Annotated in this window: 24 protein-coding genes and 1 tRNA gene; 8 read left to right on the plus strand and 17 right to left on the minus strand. The window is 64.8% G+C overall.

The window, feature by feature from the left end:
* The first annotated feature begins 10 nt into the window (after window positions 1-10).
* The 6 genes from mreC (at window position 11) to G9408_RS06185 (ending at window position 5,467) form a co-directional block, all read left to right on the plus strand.
* On the plus strand, window positions 11-916 hold the full coding sequence (gene mreC, locus G9408_RS06160) for a rod shape-determining protein MreC (RefSeq protein ID WP_168453118.1): 906 nt from the start codon (window positions 11-13) through the stop codon (window positions 914-916).
* A complete protein-coding gene (locus G9408_RS06165; protein WP_168453119.1) occupies window positions 913-1,437 on the plus strand; it encodes a rod shape-determining protein MreD in 525 nt (174 codons plus the stop codon). Before mreC ends, G9408_RS06165 begins: the two co-directional genes overlap by 4 nt.
* Window positions 1,438-1,455: 18 nt before the next feature.
* A complete protein-coding gene (gene mrdA / locus G9408_RS06170) occupies window positions 1,456-3,363 on the plus strand; it encodes a penicillin-binding protein 2 (RefSeq protein WP_168453120.1) in 1,908 nt (635 codons plus the stop codon).
* Window positions 3,360-4,466: a rod shape-determining protein RodA gene (gene rodA / locus G9408_RS06175; RefSeq protein ID WP_137869233.1), complete on the plus strand. Its 1,107-nt coding sequence runs from the start codon at window positions 3,360-3,362 to the stop codon at window positions 4,464-4,466. The genes mrdA and rodA overlap by 4 nt, the downstream gene beginning before the upstream one ends.
* Window positions 4,467-4,578: 112 nt before the next feature.
* Window positions 4,579-4,654, plus strand: a tRNA-Lys gene (locus G9408_RS06180).
* 126 nt (window positions 4,655-4,780) lie between these two features.
* A complete protein-coding gene (locus G9408_RS06185; RefSeq protein WP_168453121.1) occupies window positions 4,781-5,467 on the plus strand; it encodes an MgtC/SapB family protein in 687 nt (228 codons plus the stop codon).
* Between the two features lie 33 nt (window positions 5,468-5,500).
* On the opposite strand, the gene hemN is transcribed toward G9408_RS06185, so the two are convergent.
* Genes hemN through ccoN form a run of 10 tightly spaced genes read right to left on the minus strand, consistent with a single transcriptional unit; the run spans window position 5,501 to window position 14,771 of the window.
* A complete protein-coding gene (hemN, locus tag G9408_RS06190) occupies window positions 5,501-6,808 on the minus strand; it encodes an oxygen-independent coproporphyrinogen III oxidase (protein ID WP_168453122.1) in 1,308 nt (435 codons plus the stop codon).
* Between the two features lie 56 nt (window positions 6,809-6,864).
* A complete protein-coding gene (locus G9408_RS06195; RefSeq protein ID WP_168453123.1) occupies window positions 6,865-7,092 on the minus strand; it encodes a hypothetical protein in 228 nt (75 codons plus the stop codon).
* Window positions 7,089-7,244: a cbb3-type cytochrome oxidase assembly protein CcoS gene (gene ccoS / locus G9408_RS06200; protein ID WP_168453124.1), complete on the minus strand. Its 156-nt coding sequence runs from the start codon at window positions 7,242-7,244 to the stop codon at window positions 7,089-7,091. The genes G9408_RS06195 and ccoS overlap by 4 nt, the downstream gene beginning before the upstream one ends.
* Window positions 7,241-9,352, minus strand: a complete 2,112-nt coding sequence (locus tag G9408_RS06205; protein WP_168453125.1) for a heavy metal translocating P-type ATPase — start codon at window positions 9,350-9,352, stop codon at window positions 7,241-7,243. Before G9408_RS06205 ends, ccoS begins: the two co-directional genes overlap by 4 nt.
* On the minus strand, window positions 9,349-9,819 hold the full coding sequence (locus G9408_RS06210) for a FixH family protein (protein ID WP_235957483.1): 471 nt from the start codon (window positions 9,817-9,819) through the stop codon (window positions 9,349-9,351). The genes G9408_RS06205 and G9408_RS06210 overlap by 4 nt, the downstream gene beginning before the upstream one ends.
* The gene (gene ccoG, locus G9408_RS06215) at window positions 9,816-11,273 is read right to left on the minus strand and encodes a cytochrome c oxidase accessory protein CcoG (protein ID WP_168453126.1); all 1,458 of its coding nucleotides are present in this window, start codon (window positions 11,271-11,273) and stop codon (window positions 9,816-9,818) included. The genes G9408_RS06210 and ccoG overlap by 4 nt, the downstream gene beginning before the upstream one ends.
* Window positions 11,260-12,189 (minus strand): cytochrome-c oxidase, cbb3-type subunit III, encoded by a 930-nt coding sequence (ccoP, locus tag G9408_RS06220; RefSeq protein ID WP_168453127.1) that lies wholly within the window; start codon window positions 12,187-12,189, stop codon window positions 11,260-11,262. Before ccoP ends, ccoG begins: the two co-directional genes overlap by 14 nt.
* Complete coding sequence (locus tag G9408_RS06225) at window positions 12,182-12,340, minus strand: cbb3-type cytochrome oxidase subunit 3 (RefSeq protein ID WP_168453128.1); 159 nt, start codon at window positions 12,338-12,340, stop codon at window positions 12,182-12,184. The genes ccoP and G9408_RS06225 overlap by 8 nt, the downstream gene beginning before the upstream one ends.
* Window positions 12,337-13,101, minus strand: a complete 765-nt coding sequence (gene ccoO, locus G9408_RS06230) for a cytochrome-c oxidase, cbb3-type subunit II (protein WP_168453129.1) — start codon at window positions 13,099-13,101, stop codon at window positions 12,337-12,339. Before ccoO ends, G9408_RS06225 begins: the two co-directional genes overlap by 4 nt.
* An 11-nt stretch (window positions 13,102-13,112) precedes the next feature.
* Window positions 13,113-14,771 (minus strand): cytochrome-c oxidase, cbb3-type subunit I, encoded by a 1,659-nt coding sequence (ccoN, locus tag G9408_RS06235; RefSeq protein WP_168453130.1) that lies wholly within the window; start codon window positions 14,769-14,771, stop codon window positions 13,113-13,115.
* A gap of 168 nt (window positions 14,772-14,939) precedes the next feature.
* On the opposite strand from ccoN, the gene G9408_RS06240 reads away from it, so the two are divergent.
* On the plus strand, window positions 14,940-15,611 hold the full coding sequence (locus tag G9408_RS06240) for an OmpW/AlkL family protein (protein WP_168453131.1): 672 nt from the start codon (window positions 14,940-14,942) through the stop codon (window positions 15,609-15,611).
* Between the two features lie 9 nt (window positions 15,612-15,620).
* On the opposite strand, the gene G9408_RS06245 is transcribed toward G9408_RS06240, so the two are convergent.
* Together G9408_RS06245 and G9408_RS06250 are read right to left on the minus strand one after the other, a co-directional pair.
* Window positions 15,621-16,313 (minus strand): Crp/Fnr family transcriptional regulator, encoded by a 693-nt coding sequence (locus G9408_RS06245; RefSeq protein ID WP_120216679.1) that lies wholly within the window; start codon window positions 16,311-16,313, stop codon window positions 15,621-15,623.
* Window positions 16,314-16,367: 54 nt separating this feature from the next.
* A complete protein-coding gene (locus G9408_RS06250) occupies window positions 16,368-17,180 on the minus strand; it encodes a universal stress protein (protein ID WP_168453132.1) in 813 nt (270 codons plus the stop codon).
* Between the two features lie 230 nt (window positions 17,181-17,410).
* Between G9408_RS06250 and G9408_RS06255 the strand changes: the two genes are divergently transcribed.
* Window positions 17,411-18,496 (plus strand): 2OG-Fe(II) oxygenase, encoded by a 1,086-nt coding sequence (locus G9408_RS06255; RefSeq protein ID WP_328804392.1) that lies wholly within the window; start codon window positions 17,411-17,413, stop codon window positions 18,494-18,496.
* A 15-nt stretch (window positions 18,497-18,511) separates the two neighbouring features.
* On the opposite strand, the gene G9408_RS06260 is transcribed toward G9408_RS06255, so the two are convergent.
* The 5 genes from G9408_RS06260 to G9408_RS06275 all read right to left on the minus strand — a co-directional run bounded on the left by G9408_RS06260 (window position 18,512) and on the right by G9408_RS06275 (window position 24,655).
* Window positions 18,512-18,928 (minus strand): helix-turn-helix domain-containing protein, encoded by a 417-nt coding sequence (locus tag G9408_RS06260; RefSeq protein WP_137869255.1) that lies wholly within the window; start codon window positions 18,926-18,928, stop codon window positions 18,512-18,514.
* A complete protein-coding gene (locus G9408_RS16460) occupies window positions 18,925-19,110 on the minus strand; it encodes a hypothetical protein (RefSeq protein ID WP_210423188.1) in 186 nt (61 codons plus the stop codon). Before G9408_RS16460 ends, G9408_RS06260 begins: the two co-directional genes overlap by 4 nt.
* 86 nt (window positions 19,111-19,196) lie before the next feature.
* On the minus strand, window positions 19,197-21,419 hold the full coding sequence (locus tag G9408_RS06265) for a BamA/OMP85 family outer membrane protein (RefSeq protein WP_168453134.1): 2,223 nt from the start codon (window positions 21,417-21,419) through the stop codon (window positions 19,197-19,199).
* Window positions 21,420-21,497: 78 nt separating this feature from the next.
* Window positions 21,498-22,862, minus strand: a complete 1,365-nt coding sequence (locus G9408_RS06270) for an HlyD family type I secretion periplasmic adaptor subunit (RefSeq protein ID WP_168453135.1) — start codon at window positions 22,860-22,862, stop codon at window positions 21,498-21,500.
* A complete protein-coding gene (locus G9408_RS06275; protein WP_168453136.1) occupies window positions 22,859-24,655 on the minus strand; it encodes a type I secretion system permease/ATPase in 1,797 nt (598 codons plus the stop codon). Before G9408_RS06275 ends, G9408_RS06270 begins: the two co-directional genes overlap by 4 nt.
* Between the last annotated feature and the right edge of the window lie 2 nt (window positions 24,656-24,657).

A 24,657-nucleotide genomic window follows, 5' to 3' on the forward strand; every position in this document is an offset into this window, starting at 1 on the left:
AAGACGCTTCATGGTCCGCCCGGTACATCGACGTCCGGGGCAATCCCGAAAGGCCCAGTACAGCCTGTTCGCGGCCTATGTCATCGCGGTGACGGGGGCCGTCGCCGGGCTGCTTCTGGCGATCCTGTCGGTCGTTGACCCCGTTGGCTTTGCCCAGCTTCGCCTGGCAAGCCAGGAAATCACCGCGCCGGTGGCGCGCGTGTCGCGGTCGGTGATCGGGTCGATTTCGGGCATCGACGATAGCGTCGGCGCCTATGTCAGCGCCGGATCGCAGAACCGGCGGCTGCGCAGCGAGCTGGCCGAAACACGCCGTGAACTGGTCGCCACCAGCACCTTGCAGGAAGAGAACCGCCAGTTGAAGGCGCTGCTCAAATTGCAGGAAACCGACAAGACCGCGCTCGCCAACGGCTATCTCCTCACCTCGACCTCGACGAGCAGCAAGCGCATCGCGCTGCTCAGCATCGGGCGCAATCTGGGGGTCGCCGCAGGCCAGCCGGTGCGCGGCGCCGACGGGCTGATCGGGCGCGTGTTGAGTAGCGGCCCTTCGGTGTCGCAGGTGCTGCTGCTGACCGACGTCGACAATATCGTCCCCGTCCGCCGCGCGCGCGACGGCCTGCCCGCGCTGGCCTATGGCCGCGGCAATGGCGATCTCGACGTGCGCACCCTCAACATCGCCAACAACCCGTTCAAGCCCGGCGACATATTGGTCACGTCGGGGACCGGCGGCCTTTATCCGCCGAATATCCCGGTCGCGATCGTCGTGCGGCGACAGGATGACGGGGCGTTGGCGCGCCCGCTCGCCGACCCCGGCAAGGTCGATGCGGTGTCGGTGCTGCGCCCCTACACCCCCGACAATATCGAGGCCCAACCCGCCCCTGCCCCGCCGCCCCCAACTGCCGCAGGCCCCACCCCATGAACAACCGCGCCGCGCCGCGTTTGGGCGAACCGGCTTCGCTGTGGCGCATGCGGATCGTGCCGGTGGCGACCGTGATGATCGCTTCGGCGCTGCCGCTGATGTTGCCGCTCGTCGCCAACTCGCCGGTGCTGCCACCGCTTGGGCTGCTGTTTTTCCTCTGCTGGCAATTGCTGCGCACCGAAATGTGGCCGGTGTGGATCGGCCTGCCGCTGGGGCTGTGGGACGATCTGTTCAGCGGCCAGCCGATCGGCACTGCGGTCGGGCTGTGGACGCTCGCCAGCATCGCGATCCATTATTCGTCGCAGCGCATCTATTGGCGCGGTTTTCTGCACGATTGGGCGATTGCAGCCTTGCTGATCGCGGTTATCCAGTCGCTGGCGGCGCTGATCGTTCATCCGAGCGCGGCGACGGGACGCGTGCTGGGGCTGGTCGTGCCGCAGATCGTCATCTCGGCGCTGCTGGTGCCGCTGTTCATGCGGCTGACCGGCAAGTTTGACAATTTCCGCCTGAAACGCCGATAATCGCCTTAGTCAGAAGCAATGCCGCGCAAGAACCCACCCATTACCGAAGCCTGGAGGGGTATTACCTTCACCCGCCGCGCGCTGGTTGTCGGCGGCGCGCAGGCGGCGGTCGGGCTCGCGCTGGCGGCGCGCATGACCTATATCTCGGTCATCGACAATGATCGTTATGTGCTGGAATCGGAAAGCAACCGCGTCAACCTGACGCTCATCCCGCCGCGTCGCGGCTGGATCGTCGATCGCCATGGCAAGGCGCTGGCCAACAATCGCGTCTCGCTGCGTATCGACATCATCCCCGACCGCCTGCACAATCGCGACTTCGTGCTCGGCCAGCTGCGAACCTTGTTGCGCCTCGACGGCGACACGATGGAGCGGATCAACCGCGATCTGAAAGCCGCATCGGGGTTTCAGCCGGTCGCGGTGGCCGAAGACATGAGCGAAGCCGAATATGCCTCGATCCTCGTCCGCCTGCCCGAGCTGCCGGGCATCGCGCCGCAGCGCGGCTTTGCCCGCAATTATCCGACCGGCGCGGCGGTCGGCCATCTGATCGGCTATGTCGGGGCACCGAATGCCGAGGAATATCAGAAGGCGAAGGATCCGCTGTACATCACGCCCGGGTACAAGATCGGCAAGGATGGGCTGGAGAAATATTTCCAGCCGATGCTGAAGGGCAAGCCGGGCGCGCGGCGCGTCGAGGTGACCGCGCGCGGCAAGATCGTCCGCGATCTCGAAACCCAGACGGACGTGCAGGGCAAGACCGTCCACCTGACGATCGACGCCGACTTGCAGGAATATGCGGCGCGCCGGATGGGCCGCGAATCGGGCGCGGTCGTCGTTATCGACTGCCTGACCGGCGACATCCTGTCGTTCATATCGATGCCGAGCTTCGATCCGAACAGCTTTTCGGATGGGATCAGCAACAGCGAATATAGCTGGCTGCGCGCCGACGATCACCAGCCGCTGATCAACAAGGCGACGCGCGGGCTCTATCCCCCCGGATCGACGCTGAAACCGATGGCGGCGATCGCCGCGGTCCAGCATGGCGTCGACCCCGGCGAACGGCACACCTGCATCGGCGGTTATCGGCTCGGCAGCCGCTTCTTTCGCTGCCTCGGCACGCACGGCAGCGTCGACATGGCGACCGCGATCGAAAAAAGCTGCAACAGCTATTTCTACTGGCTGGCGCACCGGCTGGGCTATGACGCGATGGCACCCACCGCCAAGCTGCTCGGGCTAGGCGAGGAATTTCAGCTGGCGGGCAGCAACCAGCGGTACGGCACCATCCCCGACAGCGCGTGGAAGATGCGCCGGTACGACCAGAAATGGTCGGCGTCGGATTCGCTGAACGCCGTGATCGGCCAAGGCTATGTCAGCGTCAATCCGCTGCAACTGGCGGTGATGACGGCGCGGATCGCGTCGGGGCGGCGGCTGTATCCGCGTCTGATCAACCGCGAATTTCGCAACGAACTGCTGCCATTTTCGGCCGAGGCGCTGGCCGTTGCGCGTTCGGGTATGGACCGCGTCGTCAACGGCGCGGGTACCGCAGTGCGCAGCCGCCTGCCGCTCGACGGCATCACCATGGGCGGCAAGACCGGCACGGCGCAGGTGCGCGGCCTTGCCTCGGGCTCGCGCGGTCAGAGCGGCGCGTGGAAATATCGCGACCACGGCCTGTTCGTCTGCTTCGCGCCGGTCGAAAACCCGCGTTATGCCGCATCGGTGGTCATCGAGCATGGCATGGGCGGATCGCGCGCCGCAGCGCCGATCGCCAAGGACATCTTCACCTTCCTCTACGACCGCGAAAAGGCAATGGAAGCGCTGGAGACGTTCGAGGCTGGCTGGGGCGGCAATATCAAGGAGCGGATGGACCGCGACTATGCCGCGTGGAAATCGGGCGCGTCGAGCGATCCCAATCCGGAGCTGCCACAATGATCGTCGTGCCGCCCGCCATCCAGCGCATTCCATGGAAACTGATCGCGCTGCTCAGCGCCATCACGGGCTTTGGCATTCTGGTGCTCTATTCGGCCGCGGGCGGCAGTTTCACGCCGTGGGCGATGCAGCAAACCATCCGCTTTCTGGTGTTCCTGACCGTCGCGATGGTGATCGGGCGCCTGCCGATCCGAATTTTCGAGGACTTCTCGTACATCGCCTATATCGGCGTGCTCGTCCTGCTGATCGCGGTCGAATTGCTCGGCTTTGTCGGCGGGGGTAGCCAGCGTTGGCTGAACCTCGGCTTCATGAACCTCCAGCCCTCCGAATTGATGAAGGTGACGATCGTCGTCGCATTGGCACGCTTCTACGCGCAGTTGCCGCCCGGGAACACGCGCAGCTGGACCGCGCTGTGGCCGGCGCTGATCATGATCGGACTGCCTGCCGCGCTCGTCATGCTGCAACCCGACCTTGGCACGGCCTTGTCGATCTGCATCGGCGGCGTGGTGGTGATGTTCGTCGCGGGCCTGCCCTTCTGGTGGTTCGGCAGCACCGCAATCGCCGGGGCGGCGGCGCTGCCTGTGCTGTTCTCGTTCCTCCACGATTATCAGCAAAAGCGCGTGCTGATCTTCCTCGATCCCGAAAGCGACCCGCTCGGCGCAGGCTATCATATCAGCCAGTCGAAAATCGCGATCGGATCGGGCGGGGTCGGCGGCAAGGGCTTTCTCAACGGGTCGCAGAGCCATCTCGACTATCTGCCCGAAGGTCACACCGACTTCATCTTCGCCACGATGGCCGAAGAATGGGGGCTGATCGGCGGGCTGGGGCTGCTCTTTGCCTTTTTCCTCCTGCTGCGCTGGGGAACGCGCGTCGCGCTGAAAGCACGCACCCGCTTTGGCCAGCTGACCGCGGCGGGGCTCACCATGACGATCTTTTTCTACATCGCGATCAACCTGATGATGGTGATGGGGCTAGCACCGGTGGTCGGCATTCCGTTGCCGCTCTTTTCCTATGGCGGATCGTCGATGCTGACGATCATGACGTGCGTCGGGATCATGCTCGCGATCGAAAACGACAGCAAAACGGGCACACGTCGCCTGCATTGAGAAAAATCTTTGGCAGAGGCATTGCGTTCCCCCGATTGGCATGATAGCGGGCCGCTCGCTTCGCAGCAAAGAGCAAAGCTCGCCGCCGCCAAGCGCGCCGAAATCCGGCAGTGGACGCATAGCTCAGTTGGTAGAGCAGCTGACTCTTAATCAGCGGGTCCTAGGTTCGAGCCCTAGTGCGTCCACCATTTCTTTGCATCATCTGAGCAACCGACAAAGGCTGCGGGCGTTGCAGATTTGTGACCCTGCCAATGCGCTCCAGCCATTTTTCGCAATCTATCCGCGCGCACGGCTACGCGCGGCTGGGCGCCTAAATGGAACTGCTCGATCCCGACCTGATTTGGCCGATCGTCGGCGCCATCGTCGCGAGCGCGATCATCGGCGCGGAGCGCGAGTATCGGGCGAGTCCTGCGGGGCTGCGGACGCATATTCTGGTCGGCCTCTCGTGCTGCCTGCTGATGCTGTCGGCGGTGCACCAGATGGCGTGGCTAAACGATGCGCCGATCGAGGTCGTCCGCATCGATCCGGTGCGCATGGCGCACGGCATTCTGACCGGCATCGGCTTTCTCTGCGGCGGGGTCATCTTTCGCGAAGGGTTCAACGTCCGGGGACTCACTACCGCGGCGTCGCTGTGGATGACGGCAACATTGGGAATGTTGTTTGGAATCGGGTTTTATGAACTGGCGATATTTGGCGCCGCCGCAACCTTGCTGGTCCTGGCCGCGGTCACGATCACCGGTCGACGCGCGCCGCAGCAGCGCATCGTGCATCTGAAGGCCCGTTACCGCCGGTCGGAGGCGATGATGCTGAGCGAATTTGGCGCTCTCCTTGCCGAGCACGGATTGAAATCGATCACCATCGACCAAGTGATGGTCGACGACATCGTCGAATTTGGCGCGATTGCGCATGGGTACAGCGAGGATCATGCCGAGCGACTGGCCGCCTCGCTGGCGCGCGATCCGCATGCCACCGGATTTGAAATTCGCCCGCAGCAGGCGTGACCGTCGGCGACGGCGCCGGGCAGCCCATGGTGATCATTCGGTGGCCCGAACGGCACCCCGAACCCGGTCGAACTGCGCCGCGATGTGGCGGGCGTAGGGGCGACCGGACGCGTCGACGACCAGTTCATCGCCGTGCCAGGCGACCAGGCCGCGCCGCTCGAAATCGCGCATTGCGATGTGCGCCGCAGGGCTGAGCCGCCAGTCGATCGATGCCCTGCCGCGGCACAGCAGCTCGCGGATGATCGCTGCGCGCTGGCGTTCATAAGCATCCACCGCGACGCCACGCGTCGCAGTCAAATGCCCTCCGCCGATCAGGTCGCGATAAGGACCCGCGCGCTTTTCATTCTGGACGATCAGGTCGGGAAATTTGCTGATCGCGCTGGCGCCAAAGCCAAGCAGGACGTCGGTGTCGTCGTCGGTGAAGCCCTGGAAGTTGCGGTTCACCCGTCCCTCGCCCGCCGCGATGGCGAGCGTGTCGGTGGGCAGCGCAAAATGGTCGAAGCCGACCGGGACATAGCCCGCCGCGGTCAGCCGGTCGAAACCGAGCGCCGCCTGTTCGAAGCGGAGCTTTTGATCGGGCAGATTGCTGGCGTCGATCCGGCGCTGGCGCGGAATCATGGCGGGCAGATGCGCATAGCCGAACAGCGCGACGCGGCTGGGTGCGAGGCGGATCGTTTCGTCGAGGGTTTCGTCAAGATCGGCAAGGCTTTGCCCGGGGAGGCCGTACATCAGGTCGAAATTGATCGCGTCGATCCCACGCAAGCGCAGGCTGGCCACCGCATTTTCGATGTCGGCGAGCGGCTGGATCCGTCCGATCGCCTGCTGGAGCTGCGGCGCGAAGGTCTGCACCCCCAGACTGACGCGCCCCACGGACGAGGCCGCGAGGACGCGCGCCCAGTCGGCGGAAAAACCGCGCGGGTCGATCTCGATCGAAATATCAGGGTTGCTGGCGTCAAACACGGTCAGGATACGGTCGAGCAGACGCACAAAATCGACCGGCGCGATGGCGTTGGGGCTGCCGCCGCCGAACGCGATCCGCTGAACCCGCGCGCGGCCGCCGAGACGTTTGGCGACCATGGCGATTTCCGAGCGGAGCGCGGTCAGATAATCGGCGAGGCGCTGGGTCCGGTTCGCGGCGCCGGTGTTACAGCCGCAATACCAGCAGATCTGGTCGCAGAACGGGATGTGGACGTAAAGCGAGACGGGGGTCGCCGAGGCGATCCGGTCGAGCGCCGCCGCGTAATCGTCAGCGCCGACGGCGTCGGTAAATTCGACTGCGGTCGGATAGCTGGTGTAGCGCGGAACCGGCGTGGCCAGCAGATCGGGGTGATAACTCCACATAGCGGGCAATTAGGCGGAGGCGCGCGCGAACGCATTGACGCAGATCAACGGCGTCATCAGCAACAGCCCTTCCGAACGCCTGCCGATTTGCTGCGCCGATCGGTCATTGCGTGACACGCCTTGGCGCAGCTTTCACTGCCCGGCTTGTCCGATCCGTCCGGCACCAGCAGCATGTGGCGACCGCCGCCGCAATCGGGAATGATGAGCATCCGGGCATCGACCGTCAGCGGCGTCAATGCGAGCGCGGTTGCGCCGGCCAGCGACGCGAAGGCGCGGCCGATCATACCGCCCCCTCCTCTTCATCCTCGACAAAGATGCGCAGCGCCGCACCATCGAGGTCATCGAACTGGCCGCGGCGCAGCGACCAGAAAAAGGCCGCAAGCCCGAGCAGCCCCAGCCCGAGCGCGATCGGGATTAGCAGCGCGAGGCCGTTCACCGGATCGCCCTTTTGAGCCGCATCGCATTGCCGACGACGATCAGCGATGACCCCGACATCGCGAGCGCCGCGACAAGCGGGGTGACATAGCCGAGGAAGGCCAGCGGCACCGCGATCACATTATAACCGATCGCGAGCGCGAAATTCTGCCGGACGATCGCCTGCGTGCGCCGCGCCATGCGCAGCGCCGCGACGACCGGCATCAACCGGTCGCCGAGAAAAATGCAGTCGGCGGCATTTTTCCCGACATCGCTGGCCGAACCCGGCGCCATCGATGCGTGCCCCGCCGCGAGCGCCGGACCGTCGTTCAATCCGTCGCCGATCATCAGCACCTTGTGCGCCGCGCTTTGCCGCGCGAGCGCCGCCAGCTTGTCCTGCGGGCTCATGCCGGTTTGAGCGGTCATCGCCAGTTCGCGGGCGACCGGCGCCACCGCGGCGGCGCGATCGCCGCTGAGGATCGACACGTCGATGCCGTCGGTACGCAGCGCGTCCATCGCGGCGCGCGCATCGGGACGCAAGCGATCGGCGAAACGGATGGTCGCGGCGAGTGCGCCATCGATCGACAGCTGCGTTGCGAGGGCGTCGCCCGCGACCGGATCATTTGGACGGCCGAGGGTCACGACGCGATCGCCCCACTTTGCCTCGACGCCAAATCCCGGTGTTTCACGGACCAAATGGACATCGGCGCGCGCGACGTCGAGCGCTTGCAGGCCGCGCGTCAATGCTTCGCTCAGCGGATGGCGGCTCGCCTGCGCCAGCGCCAGCGCGAGCGACTGAAGCTGGGGGTCGAGGCGTTCGAGATCGCGCGCCTCGGGACGGCCGAGCGTCAGCGTACCGGTCTTGTCGATCATGGCCCGGTCCACCTCGGCCAATCGTTCGAGCGCCGACCCGTCCTTGATCAGCACCCCGACGCGCATCAACGCCCCCGCCGCGACGATCTGCGCTGCGGGGACGGCCAGCCCGAGTGCGCAGGGACAAGTGATGATCAGCACCGCAACCGCGATCAGCAGGCTGTGATGCCACCCCGCCCCGACCATCATCCAGCCGATGAAGGCGATCAGCGCCAGCGCATGAACCGCGGGAGCGTAGAGCCTGGCCGCGCGGTCGGCGATGCGAACGTAGCGCGACTTGCCCTGCGCCGCCTCGCCCATCAGGCGCGCGATGTCGGCCAGCGCGGTGTCGCCGCCGACCGCCGACACCCGGACCTCGATCGGCGCATCGAGATTGAGCGTACCGGCGTGGACTCGGTCATCGACGCGGACCAGTTGCGGCGCGCTTTCGCCAGTGAGCAGCGACAGATCGAGCCGACTTGTGCCGCGAAGGACCGCGCCGTCGGCGGCGAGCCGCTCGCCCGCGGCCACCAGCATGACCATGCCGGGCTCGAGCGCGGTGGCATCGGTCCAGCGGCTTTTGCCGTCGTCTCCCAGCACCATCGCGCCGGTGCCCATGTTGCGCAGCAAAGCCGTGACGCCGCCGCGCGCGCGGTCGCGCATCACGCTGTCCAGCCAGCGACCACAGAGCAGGAAAAACAGCAGCATGACGACGCCGTCGAAATAGGCGTGCGGGCCGCTGGTCGCGGTCTCGAACAGGCTGAGCCCGGTGGTGATGAGGACGCCGATGCTGATCGGCACGTCCATGTTCGTCTGACGATGACGCAGCGCGCGCCACGCCGAGCGGAAGAAGGGCCGCCCGGCATAGGCGATCGTCGGCAGCGCGATCATCGCCGACAGCCAGTGAAACAGGTCGCGCGTCGCGCCCGATGCCCCCGACCACACCGATACTGAAAGCAGCATGATGTTCATCATCGCGAAGCCGGAAACGGCAACCGCGCGGAGCAGTTCGCGGCTGTCTGCCGCCGCCGGATCGGCATCGCCCAACGCATCGCCGATCGGGTGCGCCTCGAACCCCAGCGTCGTGAACGCGCCGATCAGATCGGGCATTTCGGCATCGGGGACGCAGGACAGGTGGACGCGCTTTTCGGTGAAATTCACGCGCGCCGCTGCAATCCGCCGATCGCGAACCAGCCCCTGCTCCAGCTTGGCAATACATCCCGCGCAGCGAATGTCGGGGACGGCGAAATCGCGTTCGATCAAAGCGGCGGCGGTCATTGCATGTCCATCCGGTAGCGCGCCTCGTCGGTCCCCTGACCGACGACGATGTCGAGCCGCTGGCGCCCTATCGCCAGCGGCTCGACCGAGCGCCACGCGCCATCCGCCACCGCTTCGAACCGGAGGGTGGCGGGGGCGGTGCGCCCGAGCGGATGGCTGGCGGTCGCGGCGACGCGCAGGCCCACCAGTGCTCGGCCGTCCTTGCGAATTTCGAGGCGGACATGGCGACCGGCATCGAGCGAGACGTGCGGTGTCCATCCCAGCCGGTCCTGCGCCGCGGCGCGCGCCAGCCAGACATTATAGTGCTGGCTCGCAACATAGCTGTTTTCGACCACCTTGCCGCCGAAGGTCGACATCGCGAACCGCGCCATCGTGAAATTGACCGCGATGACCACGGCAAAGAAGCTGACGAGGATCGCGGCCATGTGCCGCCCGGTAAAGCCCCCCCGCATCGGTTTGCCTGTCATTGCCCTGCCTCCGGCCGATCGAACTGGATGATATCGCTGTCGCCGCGCGGGTCGCCGTCAAGGCCGCGCGTTGCGATGGTGAAATCCTGCCGCGCCGGACCCTCGCCCGGCGCCGCAACGAACAATTTCACGCGGGTCACGCTGTCGGGTGCGAGCGCGATCTCGACGCGCCGGGTGGCGGTCTCGCGCGATCCGTTTTCGGTCCAAACCGCCGCCCCCGCGAGGCCATCGACCGTCACCGCCACGCGGCGCGGGCGAGTTTCCATGTTGCGCAATTTCAGCGTGTAATTGTTGCGAATGTGGCCGTCCGACAGCTGGACATAGAGCGGGCTGCGCTCGTGCTGCACCGCGAGGTCGAGCCGCGTGCGCTGACCGAGCGAAAACAGCATGGCAGCGCCGATCGCGCACCAGATACCGAAATAGATCAGGGTGCGCGGGCGGAGCAGCGTCTTCATCACCGGCTTGCCAACGCCGCCCGCCTTTTCGACCGCGGCATCGTCGAGCGTGCAATAGTCGATCAACCCGCGCGTCCGCCCGATCTGGCCCATGACATCGTCGCAGGCATCGATGCACAGCGCGCAGGTGATGCAGCCAATCTGCGGCCCTTCGCGAATATCGATGCCCGTCGGGCACACCGCGACGCACTGGTTGCAGTCGATGCAGTCGCCAAACGCGCCGGGGTGCGCCTGCGCCTTCTTGACGCTCCCGCGCGGCTCGCCGCGCCAGTCCTTGTACGTCACGAGCAACGATTTTTCGTCCATCATCGCGGTCTGGATGCGCGGCCAGGGGCACATATAGATGCACACCTGTTCGCGCATGAAGCCGCCGAGGACAAAGGTCGTCGCGGTCAGCACCGCGACGGTGCCATAGGCAATGGGTGCCGCCTGCCCGGTCCAGAAATCCACCGTCAACGTCGGCGCGTCGGCGAAATACATGATCCACGCGCCGCCGGTCCAAAAGGCGATGGTCAGATAGATCAGATATTTGACCGTCCGCTTGGAAACCTTCTCCAGCGTCCATGGGCCGTTCGCCAACCGTATCTGTGCGTTGCGGTCGCCATCGACCAGCCGGTCAACATGCTGGAACAGGTCGGTCCATACCGTCTGCGGACAGGCATAGCCGCACCAGGCGCGCCCCACCGCGCTGGTGACGAGGAACAGCCCGATCCCCGCCATGATGAGCAGGCCCGCGACATAGTAAAATTCATGCGGCCAGATTTCGATCTGGAACATGTAGAAACGCCGGTTCGCCAGATCGACGAGCACCGCCTGGTCGGGCGCATAGGGTCCGCGGTCCCAGCGGATCCATGGCGTGCCATAATATATGGCGAGCGTGATCCCCATGACCGCCCATTTGAAGCGGCGAAACGCGCCATCGACCTTTTTGGGATAGACGCCTTTGCGCGCCGCATAGAGCGGCGCGTTTTCGCCGGTCAGGTCGTCAGGGCTGGCCATCGGCTCCCTGCCCTTCATCGGTCGCCACCTGTGGCGCGGCTTTTTCGCCGCCACCGAGCGAATAGACATAGGTCGCGAGCATCTTGACCGTTACCGGGTCGATCCGGTGCGCCCAGCGCGGCATCACCCCGTTGCGGGGTTGCACGATCGTCGCGGTCAGGCTGTCGCGATCGCCGCCGTAGAGCCAGACGGCGTCGGTCAGCTTTGGCGCGCCCACGGTGCGATCGCCCGCACCCGTGGCGCCGTGGCAGACCGCGCAATTCGCCTGGAACAGCGTATTACCGCGCGCGGCCGCCGCGCCCGGTTTTTCCTGCCCGCTGATCACGCGAACATGGCTGACGACATCGGCAATCTGCGCCGCATCGAGAATCCCGTCACGTCCGAAGGCGGGCATCTGACTGGTCCGCGTCGCCTTGTGATCGGGGTTCCGGATCCCGTGCGCGATCGTATATTCGATGCTCGCGAGGTCGCCGCCCCACAGCCAGTCATCGTCGGTCAGGCTGGGGTAGAGTTTCTTGACCCCCGCGCCGCCCGCACCATGGCACTGGACGCAATGGACGCGGAAAGCGGCGGCTCCGCCCTGCACCGCCGCCTGCATCAGTTCGGGCTTTGCAGGCAGGTCGGTCAGCGCCGTTGCAGCGATGGCGCTGTTGATCGGCGCGCGGCGCGCCGCTTGCGCCTCCATCTCGCGGTCGAGCGCGCCACGGCTGGTCCACCCCAGCACGCCCTGCGTCGCGCTGTTGAGCATCGGCCAGGCCGGGTAGAGGACGACATAGCCCGCCGCCCAGACGATCGAGGCGTAAAAGGTCCACAGCCACCAGCGCGGCATTGGCGTGTCGAGTTCCTCGATACCATCCCATTCATGGCCGACGGTGCTGGTACCGGTGGCCTCGTCGATACGCTTTTTGTCAGCCATGGTCGTCGTCCTTGAAGATCATCGTTGCGGCCTCTTCGTTGCGGCGGCGGGCGCCCTTGCGGAACGGCCAGGCAACCAGGCCAAGGAACAGGATGGTCATCGCGAGCAGCCCCCAGCTGTCGGCGAAATGGCGCAGGTCGTTGTAGTTCACCGCTTCACCTCCTCTGGCGCAGCGCCCTGTTCCTGCGGCGCGGCTTTTTCGACATCGACGAGCGTGCCGAGCATCTGGAGATAGGCGATCAGCGCATCCATTTCGGTCAGGCGGTCGGGATTGCCGTCGAAATCGCGCACCTGCGCCTTGGGATAGCGCTTTTGCAGTTCGACGCCCGCGGCCGGATCGACCTGCGCGTTCATATCGTCGTTCGCGGCGGCGATTGCTTCCTTGCTGTACGGCACACCGACGCGCGACAGTGCGGTGAGGTCGTTCCGCATGTCGCCGACATAAAGGTCGCGCTCGGCGAGGAAGGCGTAGGGCGGCATGATCGATTCCGGCACCACGCTGCGCGGGTCGATCAGATGCGCCTTGTGCCACTCGTCCGAATAGCGTCCGCCGACGCGCGCGAGGTCTGGTCCGGTGCGCTTCGATCCCCATTGGAAGGGGTGATCGTACATGCTCTCGGCGGCCAGGCTGTAATGACCATAGCGTTCGACCTCGTCGCGAAACGGGCGGATCATCTGGCTGTGACAGGTATAGCAGCCCTCGCGCATATAGATGTTGCGGCCCGCCAGCTCGAGCGGGGTATAGGGGCGCATGCCGTCGACTTTCTCGATCGTATTGTCGATCCAGAACAAGGGTGCGATCTCGACGATGCCGCCGATGGTGACGGCGATCAGCGAGAAGAAGCCGAGCAGCGTCACATTGCGTTCGAGCTTTTTGTGGCTGAGGCGCTTTTCGGCGGGTTGGGTGGCCATCATGCGGCTCCTTATTCGGCGGGGACAGCGACCAACGGGCGGTCGGCAGCGGCATTGTAAGGGGTTTCGGTCATCGGCTTTTCGGCGCGGACCCGCCCGGCGAGTGTCGCCCAGACGTTGACGATCATGATCAGGAACCCGGCGAGATACATCGCCCCGCCCGCGGCGCGGATCAGGTACATCGGGTGCATCGCCGCGACGCTTTCGGCAAAGCTGTAGACGAGGTATCCGTCGGCCCCATATTCACGCCACATCAGCCCCTGCATGATGCCCGCGACCCACATCGACGCGGCGTAGAAAACGATCCCGACCGTCGCGAGCCAGAAGTGCCAATTGACCATGCGCAGGCTGTAGAGCCGCTCGCGGCCCCACAGGCGCGGCACCAGATAATAGACGCAGGCAAAGGTGATCATGCCGTTCCACCCGAGCGCGCCCGAATGGACGTGACCGATCGTCCAGTCGGTATAGTGCGACATCGAGTTGACCCATTTGATCGACATCATCGGGCCTTCGAAGGTGCTCATGCCGTAGAAGGCGAGTGCCATCACCATCATGCGGATGATCGGGTCGGTGCGGATCTTGTCCCACGCGCCGTTGAGCGTCATCAGGCCGTTGATCATCCCGCCCCAGCTGGGCATCCACAGCATGATCGAAAAGACCATGCCCAGCGTCTGCGCCCAGTCGGGCAGCGCGGTATAGTGGAGGTGATGCGGCCCCGCCCAGATGTAGAGGAAGATCAAAGACCAGAAGTGGATGATCGAAAGGCGATAGCTGTACACGGGCCGTTCGGCCTGCTTCGGGACGAAATAATACATCATCGCGAGGAAGCCCGCGGTCAGGAAGAAACCGACGGCATTATGCCCGTACCACCATTGGGTCAGCGCATCCTGCACCCCGGCAAAGGCGGCGTAGCTTTTCGACCCGAGTATGCTGGCGGGCATCGACAGATTATTGACGATGTGCAGCATCGCGATGGTGATGATGAAGCTGAGGTAGAACCAGTTCGCGACATAGATGTGCGGCTCGCGGCGCTTGACGATCGTGCCGACGAACACCGCCAGATAAGCTACCCAGACAATGGTGAGCCACAGGTCGACATACCATTCGGGCTCGGCATATTCCTTCGCCGCGGTGACGCCCATCAGATAGCCGGTAGCGGCGAGGACGATGAACAGCTGATACCCCCAGAACACAAAGCGGGCGAGTTTGGGGAAAGCGAGCCGCGCGCGGCAGGTGCGCTGAACAACGTAAAAGCTCGTCGCGATCAGCGCATTGCCGCCGAACGCAAAGATCACCGCCGACGTGTGCAGCGGGCGCAGCCGCCCGAAGGTCGTATATTCGAGGTTGAAGTTGAGCGCCGGGAAGGCGAGCTGGAGCGCGATGAACAGCCCCGCCCCCATGCCGGCGATACCCCAGAACAGCGTCGCAATGACGCCCCAGCGCACGGGATCGTCATCATAGACGCTCTCGCTGGCGGGCATTTTGAGCAACCCCCGCGCCATCGCGCCATAATCGGCCTGCGAAACGGTCGCCCACAGCACGGCCAGCGCCGCGACGGCGACGATGCCCATATGCACCGCGAAGGGCGCATCGACCGCGAGTGCCGCCATCACCAGCGCCAGCAGCGCCAGCGCCAGCCAGCCGCCCGCCTTGATTACCAGACCGTCCATATGCTTGTCCCCGCTTGGTGCGGCTCGCGCGCCGCGCTTCGGGTCGCTCATGGACGCGGCGGACCGCTGAAACATTGATCGGGATCAACAAATTGCTTGCGCTTCATCAATGCGGCGCGGCGCGCGGCGGCGCAGGGACGGCTCCATCAACAACAGGAGCCAATACCCATGACAACCCGATATCTCTCCCTCGCCGCGCTGGCCGTAGCGCTGGCGGTGCCCGGGCAAGCGGCTGCGAAAAGCGGCAACGTCCAGTTCAAGCTGCTCGCGACCTATGTGGCGCCCGATGGCAAGATCAAGGATGTGAAGCTCGATGCGATCGGCCTGCCCGCGGGCACCCAGACCAAGGCGGACGACAATGTCGTGCCGACGGTCGCGGTCGAATATTTCGTCGCCGACAATATCTCCGTCGAAACGATCGCAGGCGTCACCCAGCATGATGTCGTGGGCCGCGGCGCCCTGGCCGGTGCGGGTCTGGTATCGAATGCGAATATCGTCCCGGCGACGCTGACGCTGAAATATCATTTCGGAACAGACACCGGAATCAAGCCCTATGTCGGCGTCGGTCCCAGCTATTTCATCTTCATCGACGAAAAGCCGGGTGCGACGGCGGTCGCGCTGGGTGCGACAAAGCAAAAGATGAGCGATTCGCTGGGCGTGGCGTTTCAGGCCGGGGTCGATGTCCCGGTGAACGCCAAGGGGCTGTCGGTGACCTTCGACGCCAAACGCTATATCATGCGCTCGACCGCGCGCTGGTTCGCCGGTCCGGCCGAGGTGCTGCGCACGCGACACAGGCTCGACCCTTGGGTCGTCAGCGCCGGGCTTGCTTTCCGCTTCTGACGCGGCGGGTCAGCCCGCCATCGCCTCCATCGCCGCGCGGTCGTTGATCACGATCTCGCGGCGTGACGGCAGGTCGAGCACGCCTTCGCCGCGCATCTTGGTCAGCTGGCGGCTGGTCGTCTCGATCGTCAGCCCCAGGATATCGGCGATCTGCTGGCGTCCGAAAGGTAGCTCGAAGCCGCCCTTGGGCAGCGTCGCGTCGCATCCCTGCCCCGACAAGCGCTCGGACATTTCGAGCAGGAACGACGCAACCTTCTCCGACGCCGACTTGCGGCCGAGCAGCATCATCCAGTGCCGCGCGCGATCGAGCTCGTCGAGCGTGCGGCGCAGCAATTTCTGCTGAAGGTCGGGGTGCGAGCTCGCAAATTCGTCAAAATTGTTGCGGTTGAAAATGCACACCTCGGCATCGGTCATCGCGGTGACGCTATAGGGGCTTTCCTTGCCGAACGGGCGACCGATGAAGTCGGACGGGAACACCACCCCGACAATCTGCTCGCGGCCATCGGCGGTCGAGACGACCAGCTTCAACACGCCGGTCAGGACATTGGCGACAACCGGTGCGCCATCACCCTCCCACAGCAAGGTCTGCCCCTGGCGAACCTTTTGTTTGCGCCCCATCTTGCCGAGCGCCAGAATTTCCGTCGCGTTCAGGCTCGCGCAAATGGCGCGGTTGCGAACGACGCAGGCAGAACAATCGGTCATGCCGCCGCCGTACAACAGCGCGGCGATTTTGGAAAGCCGAGCCGCCAGTAGCGATCAGTGCATCAGCAGCAACGGCGCTGGCGCCGATTCCAGCAAATATCGGGTTACCCCGCCAAAAAACGTCTCGCGCAGCCGGGTATGGCCGAATGCGCCCATCACGATCAGCCCGGCACCGATGTCGCACGCGGTCCGTTCGAGCGCCTCCTCGATCGTTTCGACCCCGCGCTCGACGTGGCGTAGCTCGGCATGGCGTTCGTGGCGCGACAGGTAACGCAGCGCATCGTCGGCGGCGACCAGCCCCTCCTCCTCACCGACCATGACCATGATCACCTGCGCCGCGTCGCGCATCAGCGGCACCGCAGCGCGCAGCGCGTGCGCGGCCTGCGGACTGCCATTCCACGCGATCATCACCGGCGCATCGAGGTCGATCGGACCACAGGGTTCGGGGATAGCAAGCACCGGTGCAGGCACCGCCATCGCGAGGTCGCCCGCCATCATCGGCGGCGTAAAGCTGCGGCGCCGATCGGCGGTGCCGAGCGAGACGATGACGAGATCGGCCAGCGTCGCGGCCAGCGTCAGCGTCGCCAGGACGTCGCCATCGGCCCGCGTCACCTCCCATGGCACATCTTCGCGTTCCAGGTCGGCGCGCAACCGCCGGTCGAGCGCTGCATCGGCCGCCTGCGCCTTGGCCAGCTGCTCGCCCGCCAGATACATGCCGCCAAACGGGTCGGTTGCGATAAACTGCTGAAACGGCGAGCTGATCACCAGATCCAGATGCGATCGGTGCCGCCGCCCGATCGCCAGCCCGCTCTCCAGTCGCGCGGACATTCCGGGGCCGTCATCGGCGTGAATCAAGATATTGCGCACGTCAAATCTCCTGCTGGAACAGGGACAAGACACGGCGACGGACGCCGCGTCATTGATCGCGGTCAAAATGCTCGGTGCGGCGCAAGTGATGATGATCCCGACGCGCCGAAATTGGGACAGTCGTGCCGCTTAAGCCTTTGGGATAGCTTGTACGCATTTGTCCCTAATGCTAAAAAATTTCGGCATCACGCGGGGGCAGGGGCAAGTTCATGTTACAATCTGCAACGACAGTGGATTCAATTCCGAAACCGATTGTCGGATCGGCGGCACCTTGGTTCAAGGCGCATGTTCTGGACGTCAACCCGCAATATACTTTTCACACCGTGGCCGGACGAGCCGTCTTGCTGTTTTTCATGGGGTCGGCGGCCCGTGATCGCGTCCGCGCTGCTCATGACCAGCTGATAACCGACCCCGAGCGCTTCGACGACGCGCGCAGCTGCTTTTTCGGCGTCACCGTCGATGCCGAAGACCACACGGCAGAACGGATCAAGACGCGGATCCCTGGTATTCGCTATATCCTCGACAGCGATCGGGCGGTCAGCGAGGCATATGGAGCGAGCCTTTCGGGCAGCGATCATTACGAGCCTTATATCATGGTTCTGGACCGGCAGTTGCGCGTCGCGGGACGCTATCATTTGCCCGACGCCGACAAGGCACTCGCGCTGATCGATCGCCTCGCCGAAGAGGGCAAGCCTGAAGACTGGGCGCCAGTGCTGTCGGTGCCGCGCGTATTTGATCGCGCGACCTGTCAGCGCCTGATCGAGCTTTACGACGCCGAAGGCGGACGGGATTCGGGATTCATGCGCGAAGTCGACGGCAAGACGGTGTCGGTCATCGATCATGGCCACAAGCGCCGTTCGGATGTGACGATCAAGGACCAGGCCCTCTGCCGCGCCCTCAGCGCCCGCGTGAACCATTGCCTGCGCCCGGTAATCCAGCGCGCGTTCAATTTCGACGCGACGCGCATGGAACGCTACATCGTCGCCTGTTACGATGCATCGGTCGCCGGCCATTTTCGCGCCCACCGCGACAACACCACCATGGGCACCGCGCACCGCCGCTTTGCGGTCACGATCAACCTCAATGACGATTTCGACGGCGGCGAGCTGCGCTTCCCCGAATTCGGAACGCGCACCTATCGCCCGGCCCCCGGCGGCGCGATCGTGTTCGGTTGCGGCCTGCTGCACGAAGCGACGCCGGTCGCGCGCGGACGGCGTTACGCCTTTCTGCCCTTTCTCTATGACGACGAGGCGGCGGCGCAACGCGAGGCGAACAACCAGTTCCTGGGTGAAGGGGTCGGCGCCTATCGGCAATAGCCGGGGCTGAGCGCTTCAAAGCTCGATCGAAATTTTCACATTCTGCGGCTTGATCCCGGCGAGCGCCGCAATGCTGAGCTTCGCCGCGTAGATCATGATGCTCAGCCGCTGCGGATTGGCCAGCCCAGCCGGAATTTCGCCATGTTCCCACCCCGTCTCCAGCATCACATCGACTTCATCATCGGGGACCGCCGCCTCGAGCCCGCCGACCAGTTCGAGCTGCGATATCCCCAGCACGCTCGCCAGCACCCGCAGGTTGCTGAGCCGCGGCTGCGTCTTGCCCGACTCCCACGCCCAGATCGTCGGTCTGCTGAGGCCGGTCCGCATCGCAAGCTCTGACCGGCTGATGCCGCATTGTTCGCGATAACGGCGAAGCCGCGTCGGCAGGGGCTCGGCCGCGTCATACTCGATGGGGCGGGCCGAGGCGCTCATGGGCGATGCAACGCCCGCAGTTTCCGTGCACCGGCGGGCGGTTGCGCCCCCCGGCTCAGCCCGGCTTCGGCGCGGCTTGCAAAAACACCGCTCTTGCCGATGACGTTCATATCCATTGACGCCCCCTCAAGTCCCGCGCCACGATCGAACTTAATGTGCCAGAAATCGCGGTTTTTCGTCATTCCCCGATGGGGACATCGAAAAATCGGCCTGTCCCGCGATTGCACAATTTCGGGGGTGATGGGCGTCCGGTTGCGGTGCGCAAGGGCTAGAAAGCGGTTCCCAAAGAGATCGAGAATTTTTTCGAACGATCGCCGTCCTGCCGCACGACGGGCTGGGCAATGTTGAAGCGTAGCTTGCCGGGCCCGGCATTGAATGCCAGTCCGAAGCCGACCGCGACGCGCGGCTTGGCCGAATTGCCGATCAGCCGCTCACCCGCGATCAATTCGCTCTTCGACGCGCCAAACACTGATCCGGCGTCGACAAAGACGCTGGGCGACACGCCAAATTTCTGCATCGCGCCCTCGACCCGGAACGCGACTTCCAACCGACCGACATAATAGGCACGGCCGCCGATCGCCGTCGGGGGCGCAACCGGCGCTTTCAGCGGCACGACCTTGGGTCCGATCCCGCGAAGGTCGAAACCGCGCATGCTGTTGCCGCCGATGTAGAAACGGTCAAACAGCGGGATCGTACGGCCGCCGATCGATTCCATCATCCCGCCCTCCAGGCCGAGCGAAACGTCGAACATATCACCGATGCGGTGATGAAAATTACCGCTGACCCGTATCCGGGCATAGCGCGAGGTTCCGCCCGGTCCCGCGATCTCGGGGGTCAGGCGAAGCTGGAAACCACGCGTGGGATCGACGGCTCGGTCGCGCCGATCAAGGACAAGGCCGACGCTCAGGACCGAACTGGTCGAGCGGCCCAGGGCATTGCAAAACGGGCTTCCATGCAGCCCCACGTCACATTGCGCATTTTTCTGGCGGATCAGGAAATCCTCGTCCGAATATCGGTAATTGGCTGCGACCCGCAAGCCGCGCGCCAGCGGTTTGCCGGCATAGAAATTGACCCCCCGCGCGGTCTGCCGAAACACCGACGATTTGCTTTGGGCGTCAAAACCGACCGCGGTCGATCGCGAGTAGAAGAAGGTCGGCGCCAGCGACACCTTGCTGCCCATGAAATTGGCGTCGGCCAGCCCGAGTTCGAACAGCCGCTGGATTTTCGAATAGCGCGCCGACGCGGTGATGTCGCGGCCCGGGGCACCGATGTTGGTGCGCGCGATCTTGACCGTTCCGACCGGACCTTCGAGCGACGAATAGCCGCCTGAAAAAGCGAGGCCGCCGCGCGGCAGCGTCTCGATCGACAGCAGATCGGTTTCGCTGGCCTGACCATCGGCGCCGTCGATACCGGTCGTGCCTTCGGCTCCCGTTTCGGCGAGACCTTCCTCGCCATATTCAGGCTCGGCGGACGCCATGCCGAGCTTCGATGCATCGGGGCGCCCGTCGAGCGCCGCGCGGCGCGAACCGGCGTCGCCCAGCCATGGCGCGGTCGAAACGTCGCCATCGAACGCCGGGAATTTGCGCATCCCCGCCGCCGCTTTGCGGCCGACCCGCTGGACTCCGCCGATCGCGAAGCACGGCGGCCCCATCCGATTCTGCGCTGCCACGACGCACGCCAGATTGACCATGTCGGCGGGCAGTGCGGGCAGGTCGAACGCCGTGATCGTGGCCGGTGGTCCGAAGCGCACCGCAAGGCTCGGCTTCAGATCGCTTGGAACAGCCTTCGCCGCGACATGGGAAGGGCTTCCGCGCGTCGCGGCCTTCCTGCTGCGCGCAGCGACGCTCGGCCGCAATGCCGACGCGGTACGCTTGGCTGCGACCTTTGCGGCCTTGGGAGCAAGGCAATCCGCGCACCCAGCCTCCCTCGGCGCCAGCACCGCCGCGGTGTGCGCCATGACCGACTGCCGTCGAACTTCGGCATCGCCGAGCCAGAACGCCCGTTCGACATCGACCTTCAGTTCGGCGAGCGCGTCGTCGATCGCGGTCGCAGGGACAACGCCGGTCTTTGGCGGCACGACTGTCCGCGCCTTGCCGGTTGCGGCGTTTGCGGAAGCGACCGAAGGCGCGATCGGCGCATTCCAATCGATGACGAGCGGAGCGGGCTTCGCCGTTTTCGCGTCAGCGTCGGGTGCGGCAATCGGCGCGCGGGCTTCGACCAGCCCCGGCGCGATTGATGCGGTCAGAATGAGGGCGTCCGAATTCGGCGTCGGCGCCATGTCGGCAAACTCGGCTTGCACCTCGTCAAGCGGGCGCCCTTCCTGAATCGACAGCACCCGCGCCATCGCCGTCGACTGGCGCAGTGTCGCATAGGGCGCGGCCTGGACGATCTCGCGCTCGCGCGCGTAGAGCGGCGCGGTTTCGCCGACACCGAATATCACCGCGACGCCCAGCGCGGTGCCTTGCACCGCCTGGTGAACGCCCCGGAACAATATTCCGTATCCCGCCAACCTCTTCCCCCTGTCATGCCGGCCGGTCCCGGCTTCACCTTCTCCCAAGCCGCGTCGGGGTCATCCCTCGCGGAAGGACCGGTTGAAACTGTCGATCATCGGCTGGAACAGATATTGCAGCAGCGAGCTTGACCCGAGGTCGATATAGACTTCGGCCGGCATCCCAGACATCAGCTGGACGTCGGGATATTTCTTCAGCTGCGCCGCCGATATCTCGACGATAACCTTGTAATAGATTTGCTGTGCATCCTTGTCGTAGATCGCATCGGGGCTGACTTCCTTGACCGTCCCGATCAGATTGGGGATCACGCGCGCCTTGTACGGCGTCAGCTTGATTTCCGCCTTCAGCCCTTTGTGAACCACGTCGATATCGATCGGGCGAAGGCGCGCCGACACCACAATCTTTTCGGACGTCGGAACGATGTCGAGGATCGGCTGCCCGGCGCCAATGACCCCGCCGGGCGTAATCAACCGCAGATTGGCCACGCGCCCAGCGACGGGTGCGACCACCTGTTGGCGGGTGCGAATATCGCTGCTGACCGTCAGTTTTTCGCGCGCTTCGGCGATCTGGAGCTGGACCTGGCGCTGCTGGCCGGTCGCCTCGAGCACCATCTGACCGCGCAGCGAGACCATCTGCGCGCGCGTCTCACCAATCGTATCCCGCAGCCGGTCGAGATTGTTGGTAAGCTTGCCGCGTTCGCCGTCGACCAGCGCCTTTTGCCGTTGCAGCGCGAGGAGTCGGGATTTGCGCTCCAGCCCCTCATCGACAAGCATGTCGACGCCCATCTGTTCGTCGTCGAGCAGCTTCGCCTGATCGGTCAGCGCCGCGATCTGCGCCCCCGAACTGCGAATGTCGGCGTTCGACTGCCCGATCCGCTGCGACAAGATCTGCGCCTGTTCCGCCAAGCCACGACGCCGCGAGGCAAATTCCGCATTGGACGCGGCGATGATTTCCTTCACCTCGGGATCGCCAGCCGCCGCCAGCAGTTCGGCGGGATAGCGGACCGTGGGCAGCCCCAGCCGCTCGGCGGTGAGCCGTGCGTCCTGCGCGAGCAGACCGTAAAAGCTCGTCCGCAAGGCCGCGTCCGAGGCCTCGCTTTGCGTCTCGTCAAACAGCACGAGCGGCTGGCCGGCGCGTACCTCCTGCCCTTCCTTGACCAGGAACTGGCGGACGATGCCGCCTTCCAGATGCTGGACCGTGCGGCGGCCACCGCCTTCGGCCTCCAGAAACCCACTGGCGATCGCCGCGCTATTCAGCGGGGCAGCCCAGCTCCAAGCCGCGAAAGCGAGAACAAACAGCCCGATCGACAACAGCGCGAGCCGCATCGAGCCGTTCACCCGCGGTCCGGCGACATCATCATCGGGAGATGGCAGCGCGAGACGCACCGGATCGCCATCTTCGCCCAGGCGAAAAGGAATGTTCATGCCTCCATTCCCCCTTGTTTGAACATCGCCGGATTGGCCTTGCCGGGCCCGCCCGGAGGCACTGCTTCGCCGGGAGGGATCGATCGCCGTTTACCAGCCATCTCCTCGACCACCGTCCGGGCATCGCCGAATTTCGCAACCTGCCCGTCCATCATCAGCAGTATCTTGTCGGCCAGTTCGAGCAGATTGGCGCGGTGCGAGACGATAATCGTCGTCATGTTCAGCGTTTTCAGTTTCTTGATCGTCGCGAGCAATGCGGCGTCGCCGCGCGCATCGAGGCTGGCATTTGGTTCGTCGAGCACGATCAGCGGCGGTAGCCCGAACAGCGCGCGCGCCAGCCCGATGCGCTGGCGCTGACCGCCCGATAGCTGATGCCCGCCATCGGTCAGGACGCAGTCATAGCCGCCATTCAGATGCAGGATCATTTCATGGCAATCGGCCAGCTTCGCCGCCGCGATCACGTCGGCGTCGCGGGCGTCGGGACGAAAGCGTCCGATATTCTCGCGGATCGATCCAGGCAGCAGTTCGACGTCCTGCGGCAGATAGCCGACATTTGGCCCGAAATCGCTGCGCATCCAGTCGAACGTGTCGGCGCCATCGAGCCGCACATGCCCCGACAAAGGCTTGAGGACGCCGACCAGAAGCCGCGACAAGGTCGTCTTCCCCGACGCCGATGGCCCGACGATCGCCAGCGACGTCCCCGGCGCGATCGCGAAACTGACGTTCTTCAGGATCGCCCCCTTCATGCCGGGCGCCGCATAGGTCAGATTCTCGACCGCCATCGCGCCCGACGGTTTGGGCAGCGCCATCTGCGAGGGACGCGGCGTCGGTAGGTCACAGAATCGCGACAGCCGCTGCAGGCTCTCGCGCGCCAGCACAAATTGTTTCCAATAGCTCATCGCCGCCTCGATCGGCGCGAGCAGGCGGGCGATCAGAATCGATCCGGCGATCATCGCGCCGCCGGTCAGTTGCTGGTCGAGCACCAGCAGCGCCCCGATGCCGAGCACGGCAACCTGCACGAGATTGCGGACGAATTTCATCCACGCCAGGATCTTGCTCGATTGAAACTGCGTCCCGTCGACCGCGTCGGTTTCGGCAATGTAGCGCTCGCGCCAATGCGCGATGGTGTCCTTGCCCATCCCCATCGCGTCGATGACTTCGCTGTTGCGTACCAGCGATTCGGCATATTGCATGTTCGCGGTGGCAAGCGCCTGGGTGTCGCGGATCGCCGTGCGCGTGATCCGTTCATTGTACCAGGTCAGGCCGAACAGCATCGCGGCGCCGACGGCCGACAGCAGCCCAAACACCGGGTGCAGCAAGAATACGACGAGCAGGTAAAGCGGCACCCACAGCATATCGACGACACTGAACACCGTGGGGGTCGAGATGAAATTCTTAACCTGCGTCAGTTCACGGAGCGCTTCGAGCCGCACATTCGGCGCGATCAGCCTTTGCTCGAGCGAACGCAGCAGCAGCGTCGGTCCCAATTGCTGGGCCATCCAGGTCCCGACGCGATTGGCCACCTGCTGCCGGATGCCGTCGAGCATCGAGCCCAATGCCACGACCAGCGTGATCGCGAGCGCGAGGAAGAACAGCGTATCCTTGCTCTGGCTGGTCAGGACGCGGTCAAAGACCTGCATCATGTAAAGCGACATGGCGAGCGCCGCCATGTTGGTGATCGCCGAGAACAGGATGAGCCGGACCGCAATCGGCTTTTGCGGGATCAGGAGCTTTTTGAGCAGATTGTCCGGATTGTCGGACGCCCGCCCCGCGGCGAGAGGATTCCAGGACATGT

The sequence above is a fragment of the Sphingopyxis microcysteis genome, assembly GCF_012274265.1.
Lineage (GTDB): Bacteria > Pseudomonadota > Alphaproteobacteria > Sphingomonadales > Sphingomonadaceae > Sphingopyxis > Sphingopyxis microcysteis.